General features: G+C 64.5%; 8 protein-coding genes. 6 read left to right on the top strand and 2 right to left on the bottom strand.

Annotated features, from left to right (window positions below):
- From JOY90_RS30840 to JOY90_RS30815, 6 genes are all read left to right on the top strand, one after another.
- A partial coding sequence (locus JOY90_RS30840) for a YgcG family protein (protein ID WP_291694878.1) occupies positions 1 to 518 on the top strand: 518 nt, incomplete at its 5' end.
- Positions 518 to 1,015 (top strand): TPM domain-containing protein, encoded by a 498-nt coding sequence (locus JOY90_RS30835; protein ID WP_291694877.1) that lies wholly within the window; start codon positions 518 to 520, stop codon positions 1,013 to 1,015. The genes JOY90_RS30840 and JOY90_RS30835, both read left to right, overlap by 1 nt.
- Positions 1,016 to 1,062: 47 nt before the next feature.
- Positions 1,063 to 1,839, top strand: coding sequence for a fumarylacetoacetate hydrolase family protein (locus JOY90_RS30830; protein WP_291694876.1), 777 nt, complete (start codon positions 1,063 to 1,065; stop codon positions 1,837 to 1,839).
- A gap of 238 nt (positions 1,840 to 2,077) precedes the next feature.
- On the top strand, positions 2,078 to 2,971 hold the full coding sequence (locus JOY90_RS30825) for an alpha/beta hydrolase (RefSeq protein WP_291694875.1): 894 nt from the start codon (positions 2,078 to 2,080) through the stop codon (positions 2,969 to 2,971).
- Positions 2,972 to 3,197: 226 nt separating this feature from the next.
- Positions 3,198 to 4,178 (top strand): L,D-transpeptidase family protein, encoded by a 981-nt coding sequence (locus JOY90_RS30820; RefSeq protein WP_291694874.1) that lies wholly within the window; start codon positions 3,198 to 3,200, stop codon positions 4,176 to 4,178.
- Positions 4,179 to 4,222: 44 nt separating this feature from the next.
- Positions 4,223 to 4,816: a hypothetical protein gene (locus JOY90_RS30815; RefSeq protein ID WP_291694873.1), complete on the top strand. Its 594-nt coding sequence runs from the start codon at positions 4,223 to 4,225 to the stop codon at positions 4,814 to 4,816.
- 70 nt (positions 4,817 to 4,886) lie between these two features.
- On the opposite strand, the gene JOY90_RS30810 is transcribed toward JOY90_RS30815, so the two are convergent.
- Together JOY90_RS30810 and JOY90_RS30805 are read right to left on the bottom strand one after the other, a co-directional pair.
- Positions 4,887 to 5,972 carry an FAD-dependent monooxygenase gene (locus JOY90_RS30810; RefSeq protein WP_291694872.1) on the bottom strand — a complete coding sequence of 362 codons (1,086 nt, stop codon included), beginning with the start codon at positions 5,970 to 5,972 and terminating at the stop codon, positions 4,887 to 4,889.
- A 223-nt stretch (positions 5,973 to 6,195) separates the two neighbouring features.
- The gene (locus tag JOY90_RS30805; protein ID WP_291694871.1) at positions 6,196 to 6,597 is read right to left on the bottom strand and encodes a nuclear transport factor 2 family protein; all 402 of its coding nucleotides are present in this window, start codon (positions 6,595 to 6,597) and stop codon (positions 6,196 to 6,198) included.
- Between the last annotated feature and the right edge of the window lie 308 nt (positions 6,598 to 6,905).

Raw genomic sequence — 6,905 nt, 5'->3', positions numbered from 1 at the left:
AGGGTGCGCTGACCGACGTCACCGCGCGCCGCATCATCGACGAGGTGATCGCGCCGCGCTTCAGAAGCGGCGATTTCGCCGGCGGCATCGACGCGGGCCTGACCCGCATCATCGGCGTGATCGACGGCGAGCCGTTGCCGCTGCCGGCGCCCGAGGCGACCCACGGGCGGGATTTCGATTGGAACAATTTCGGCACGTCGGCGGCCTTCTTCCTGTTCGGCGGCATCGTGGCCGGCGGCATTCTGCGCGCGCTGCTCGGGCGCTTGGTCGGCTCGGTCGCGGCCGCGACCGTCGTTGGCGTGCTCGCCTGGGCCGTGCTGGGATCGCTGCTGGCGGCGCTGCTGATCGCCGTCCTCGCCTTCATGCTCGTGATGTTCGGCGGCGGTGGCACATCGACCGGTCTCGGCCGCGGCGGCTATGGTGGGGGCTGGTCCGGCGGAAGCAGCGGCTCGAGCGGTGGCGGCTTCTCCGGCGGCGGGGGCAGCTTTGGTGGCGGCGGCGCTTCGGGGAGCTGGTAATGAGGATCGCGCGCATCGCTAGGCATCTGGTCGAGCACCATTGGCGGGTGCGGCGCATTTTCACGCGTCCGGTGCTCGACCGGATCGAGCAGGCCATCAGCGCGGGCGAAGCCACGCATTCCGGTCAGGTCCGCTTCGTGGTCGAAGGCGCGCTGGACGGCACTCCGTTGTTGCGCGATGAATCGGCGCGGGAGCGCGCACTCGACGTCTTCTCGCATTTGCGCATCTGGGACACCGCCCACAACAACGGCGTGCTGATCTATCTCCTGCTCGCCGACCGGAAGGTCGAGATCATCGCCGACCGCGGCATCGATGCGCAGGTCGGCGCGCCGGGCTGGGAGAACATCTGCCGCGACATGGAAGCCGATTTCACCGCAGGCCGGTTCGAGGCCGGCGTGCTCAAGGGCATCGCGGCGGTGTCGAACGAGCTTGCGACCTGGTTTCCGCCGCACGGCCCCGCCCGCAACGAGCTGCCGGACAAGCCGGTCGTGATGTAGGATATCCGGATCGCTCGATCGGCATCAAACGAGAACGGGAGGATACGATGGAGGAAACAGCGGCCCAACGCATGGCCGACCTGTTGTTCGCCGAGCATGTGGCCAACGCGGCGTTCATCACGCAGGACGGCCTTGCCTCGATCTCGGACGCCTATGACGTCCAGGATCGCCATGTCGCGCTGCTGCGTGCCGCGTATGGCGAGGCCGCAGGCTACAAGGTCGGATTGACCTCGAAGCCGATGCAGGTCTTCTGCGGCATCGATCATCCGATCGCCGGCGTGGTGCTGGCAAGCCGCGTGCATCGCACGGGCGCGCGCATCCGCCGCACCGATTTCGGCCGGCTCGGCCTCGAATTCGAGATCGCGGTCCGCATCGCCTCGGACGTGCCCGCGAGCACGACGCCGCTGACCGCGGCGGCGATCGCGCCTCACATCGGCGGCGTCGGCGCGGCGATCGAACTGGTCGACGACCGCGGCGCCGACTACACCAATCTCGACGTGCGCTCGCTGGTCGCCGACAATTCCTGGAACGGCGGCATCGTGGTTTCAGAGTTTGCTGCGCCGTGGCCGGATCTGGAGGCGGTGCTGGGCAAGGCGGCCAGGGACGGCGCGCCGATCGGCGAGGGCCATGGCCGCGACATTCTCGGCCATCCCTTCAATTCGGTGGCCTGGCTCGCAGCCCACCTCGCCACGCGCGGAGAAGCGCTGAAGGCCGGCCAGGTCGTGATGACCGGCAGCGTGATGAAGACGGTGTTTCCCACCGAGCCGGCGAGCTATCGTTTCGCGTTCGAAGGCCTCGGCGCCGTCGAGGTTGGCGTGGAGTAGTACGACTAAGCTTCGCCGGCGCGCGACAGCGCGGGCGAGGCGTGCCCACCGTCTTTCAGCAAACGCGCCGCGAGAGGGTGGGCACGCTTACGCCTTCGCCCGTTGAGCCATCGCGGACGTGTCGCTTTGCCCACCCTACGGGCCCGAGCCAGCGTCGGCTTGCGAGTCTTACCTGTGAGGTAATTGAGCCGCGACCCCGTGCGATCCTAATCTTCCCGCGCAATGTGGGAGGACCGTGATGAATCGACGATCCATGCTGACCTTGGCGGCGGCGGCCGGTGTCGGGATTGGCGCATCGAACGCGGCGGAAAGCCCCGCGTCCCGGTCGCGCTTCGTGGCGGCAAAAGACGGCACGCGGCTGTTCAGCCGCGATTGGGGACGCGGGCCTGCGATCCTGTTCGTCAGCGGGCTATGGCTCAACTCGCAGGCCTGGCAGTACCAGATGATCCGGTTGTGCGATGCCGGCTTTCGCTGCGTCGCCTTCGACCGCCGCGGCCACGGACGCTCGGACGATCCCGGTGGCGGCTACGACATGGATACGCTCGCCGACGACGTCGCGGCGGTGATCGAGCACTACGATCTGCACGACTTCGTGCTGGTCGGGCATTCGATGGGCGGCGCCGAATGCGTGCGCTATCTCACCAGGCATGGGAGCGGGCGGGTGCGCCGTCTCGTCCTGATTGCCCCGACCACGCCGTATCTGCCGAGAACGGCCGATAATCCGCAAGGTGTCGATCCGGCCGTCACGCAAGGGATGCGGGCGGCCTTGGTGAAGGACTTTCCGGGACTGGTCGGCGCGAACATCCGTCCCTTCGTCGAGCCGGGTACGTCCGATCGCATGATCGACTGGATCATGGCCATGATGTTCCAGACCTCGCTGCAGGCGACGATGGATTGCAACCAGGCGCTGTCGACCGCGGATTTCCGCGGCGAGCTGCCGCAGCTCGAACTGCCGACGCTGGTCATCCAGGGCGACAAGGACGTTTCGGTGCCGCTCGACATCAGCGGACGCCGGACGGCGGCGCTGATGAAGAACGCCCGTCTTGTGGTCTACGAAGGTGCGCCGCACGGCCTGATCTATACGCGGATCGAGCAACTGCATCAGGATATGGCCGCGTTCGTCGCGGTTTGAGGCGAGTCGCAGCGCGGGTTGGCGAAGCGTAAGCCGCCGTGACCTCGTCGGGTTGGGAGTGGCGGATTATGCCTTCGGCTAATCCGCCCTGTACCCTTTAGGGCGTCCTACGGACTGCGTCACGTCGACGGAAAAATTTCCGCCGCCGCCGTCCGCCGCCGAACTTTCGACCTATCATCACGTTGATGCTGCAGAACCAGGTCCGTTCGAAACCCAGGCTAGCAGCATGCGCCGGATTCTCATATCGCTTCTTCTCACCATGACCTCGGCCATGTCGGCGTCGGCCGCGGAGCTGACGGCCGATGCCGTCAACAAGGCCGACTTCCGCCAGCGCGCCTTTCACGAGGACCGGATCGACCCGTCCGTGATCAAGCTGCAGGTGCTGCTCGATCGCGCGCATTTCTCGCCGGGCGAGATCGACGGCAAGTTCGGCGACAACGCGCGCAAGGCGGCGGAAGCCTTCGCGAAATCCAAGGGGCTCGCCTGGCAGGACAAGATGACCCAGGAGATCTGGAATGCGCTGACCTCGCAGGACCAGGGGCCCGAGATCGTCACCTACAAGATCACGAAGCAGGACGTGAAAGGGCCGTTCCTGCCGCAGATCCCGGCCAAGATGGAGGACATGAAATCGCTGCCGGCGCTGAGCTATCGCAGCCCGCGCGAGGCGCTCGCCGAGAAATTCCACATCAGCGAGGAGCTGTTGTCGGAGCTCAATCCGAAGAAAACCTTCGACAAGGCCGATGACGAGATCGTGGTGACGAACGTGACGCAGCAGGAGAAAGGCAAGCGCCCGACGATCGCCCGGCTCAAGGTCGACAAGGAAAAGGAAGCGATCGAAGCCTATGATGCGGACGGCAAGCTCGTCGCCTTCGTGCCCGCGACCGTCGGCAGCGACGAGCGGCCGACGCCCGATGGCACGTACAAGGTGACCTCGTCGGACCCCAACCCGACCTACCGCTACAATCCCGATTACGGGTTCAAGGGCGTCAAGACGCATCAGCCGTTCGAGATCCAGGGCGGGCCGAACAATCCGGTCGGCGTCTACTGGATCGGCCTGTCGATCGGGCAGGGCTATGGCATCCATGGCACGCCGGAGCCCTCGAAGGTCGGCAAGACCGAGTCGCATGGCTGCGTGCGTCTCACCAACTGGGACGTGCGCTGGCTGGCCGAGAATCTGAAGCGGCGCGCGGTCGTGGAGCTGCATTGAGGGGTGCGAGGATGGCGCGCCGTCCCGCTCCCGCAGGAGTGCCCATGGAGGAGGTTCCGGCAGCTGCGCCCACGTCCCGTTCGTTTGTCGGGAGAACCGATGCGGGCATGTTGGCGCTATGGAATCCCACGCAATTCTCCACGATCGTGGATTACGACGCCTGGGAGCGCGAGTTGCTCAAGAACGAGGACATTCTGCAACACGTCCGCGCCGGACATCTCGTTCCGATCAACATTGGCCGCGACTTCGCGGCTGGCATCACCGCGCGAATTGAACCGCTTGCCGGTCCCAAATTGAGTGAACGGGAGGCTCGGTATCTTTTCGCATCGTCCGAACCTTATCTCTATGTGTCCGACGGTGAAATCTGTGTCAGCGGCCTCGAAGGCATCGGCCGCGACCCGCCTCCTTCCGGGGTCATGGCGATTGCACCCGGTCGTTACCAGGTCACCATCCACATGCTGAACTGGGACGACGAGCCCGGCGCCAAGGATGAGACTGGTCGGCCGGCAGCTCACGCGCTCCCGGACTTCCTCATTCTCGTCAGTCCCGAACCCACGCCCAACTCCGTCTATCGCACAGAGCTCGAGACTTTCGATCGGGCGGAAATTCGCAGAAAACTGCGCGAACGTCCCGATTGATCGGCGCTCGATTGCGGTGACGGTGCATCCAACTGACTCAAACGGGGCGAGAGCCCCATTTAATCGATGATCAGATCGCGATTGCGTTCTTTGCGTCGTCTATGCCCTTTCCAGTACGCAGGTCTATGGCCAGGTTCGCCTCGACGAATGGCCGCAATCGTCGTTCATGGCTCTCGACGGCGTCAGCCAGGTCACCAGTCGATCGGGCGATCTCCTCGGCAAGGACGTACGCGCCAACCAGCGCCAGACTGGTGCCCTGGCCGGTAAGTGGCGAGGGACAGTAGGCGGCGTCCCCGGCGAGCACGATCCGCCCATCCGACCACCGCTGCATGCGCACCTGCGCCATTTCGCTAGCGTAGAGGTCATCCGCCCGGTCGAGTTCCGCTACCAGCGTTCGGAAGCGTCCCCCGACGTCGCCGAACGGGGCCTTCAACGCGCACTTCTGAGCGACGGTATCTTGCAATGGCGGCTCCGCTTCTCCGTCGGCGAAGTAAAGCGCCACGCGAAGTTGATCGTTGGATCGATCGGGATAGACAATGATGCCCCGCTCGGGCGTGCGGAAAACGAGCTGCCAGGCATCGAGGCCAATGCTGTTGGACGTCGAATAGATCCCAGCATAAATTCCGGTACGGTGGACATACTCCTCGTCCCGGCCGAAGGCCAGGCGACGGATGCCGGAATGGAGACCGTCGGCGCCGACGAGCAGGTCGAAGCTTCGCTCTCCCCCGTTCCGCAGTTCTACACTGACGCAATCGCTCTGCTGACGGGCGGACACGACCTCGTCCCCAAAAACATAGGTCACGAAGTCCGAACCGGCGGAGAACAGGATCCGCGAGAGATCATCCCGGAAAAGTTCTATGTCGTCGCTGTTAAAGCGGCCACCGCTCAGGGTACGCTCGGTCGTTCGCTCGAGTTCGTTGTCATGCTCGTCACAGACGGACATGCCGCGAAAATGAGTTCGGCAGGCGCGCACTTCCTCGACTAGCTTCAACTCCTCTATCACCTTCAAGGCTGCGCCCCTCACGTCGACCGCTTGTCCTCCGCTGCGGAGGAACCGTGCGCGCTCGAAGACAGTCACCGTGTGGTCCTGCCTTGCCAGAAGCAAGGCAAGCGCACAGCCGGCTATGCCGGCGCCCTGGATAGCAACTTCCGCCATTGGTTTTTCCTTGAACCAGTTAGTCTGCAAAGCCACCCGTTCCCAGGACTAATGCTCTCTGTGATCAGTTACCACACTTTTCGCGGACGGCGCTTGGGTGTGCCGTCAGCTCTTGACAGCCTCCAGGGGCTTCCACGCCATCGCGCGACTCGATAAATGCCATCGAGCGGCCTTACCTGGCGACACGCGACTTGTCTGTTCTTCCTGGACCAATGCGCCCCCGCTACTTCGGCGCCCGGGCGGGACCCGCGTCGGTGAAGCCGATCACCGATTTGAGCCTTCCGTCGGCGGCGAGGATGGCAAAGACGGTGCCCTTGGTATAGAGCGGCGCATCGGCCGTGCCGCCGACAGTCCAGCTGAAGCGCACGTAGTTGTGGTGCGTGTCGATGCCGCTCGCCAAGCTCATCCGCCACCCCGGTGACTGCCCCTGGGCGAGCGGCAGCACCGACCGCTGCTGGGCATTAGCGATCATGGCATCGATAGCGTCGTGGCCGACGCCATCGCGCGAGGGGCCGACGTAGCTGCCGTCCTCGCTCCAGGTCTGGGCGATCAGGGCACGACGCCGCTCGGCGTCGCGCTCGTTCCAAATCGCGATGTAGTTCACGACGGCTTGGTTGATGTCCATGACGGTTCTTCCGGGGTTGACAGGCTCCGCGGCGTCGACACGCTGCAGCGATGATGCCACGCGGAGCCCGGCGGCCGTGACTACCATCGCGGTCAGGACTGTGCGTCTTTGCATCTTTCCCTCCTCCGGTCGGCGCACGGAGCGCTGCGAACTACCCGTGTTACTCGTGACATGAGCCCAGTCGAAGTTACGGCTCACTCTGCGTTGATCCGGCTGCGTCAAGCAGGCGCTACATATCGGCATTGCTTCATAAAGGACCAGTGCTAGTATCGTATCGGTATATATCAAAATCGATATGGGTTGCTTTC

Origin of the sequence: Bradyrhizobium sp. (genome assembly GCF_019242285.1) — a bacterium.
Taxonomy (GTDB): Bacteria; Pseudomonadota; Alphaproteobacteria; order Rhizobiales; family Xanthobacteraceae; genus Bradyrhizobium.
The sequence above is the reverse complement of the archived record's forward strand: the minus strand, read 5'-3'. Positions and strand labels throughout refer to the sequence as shown.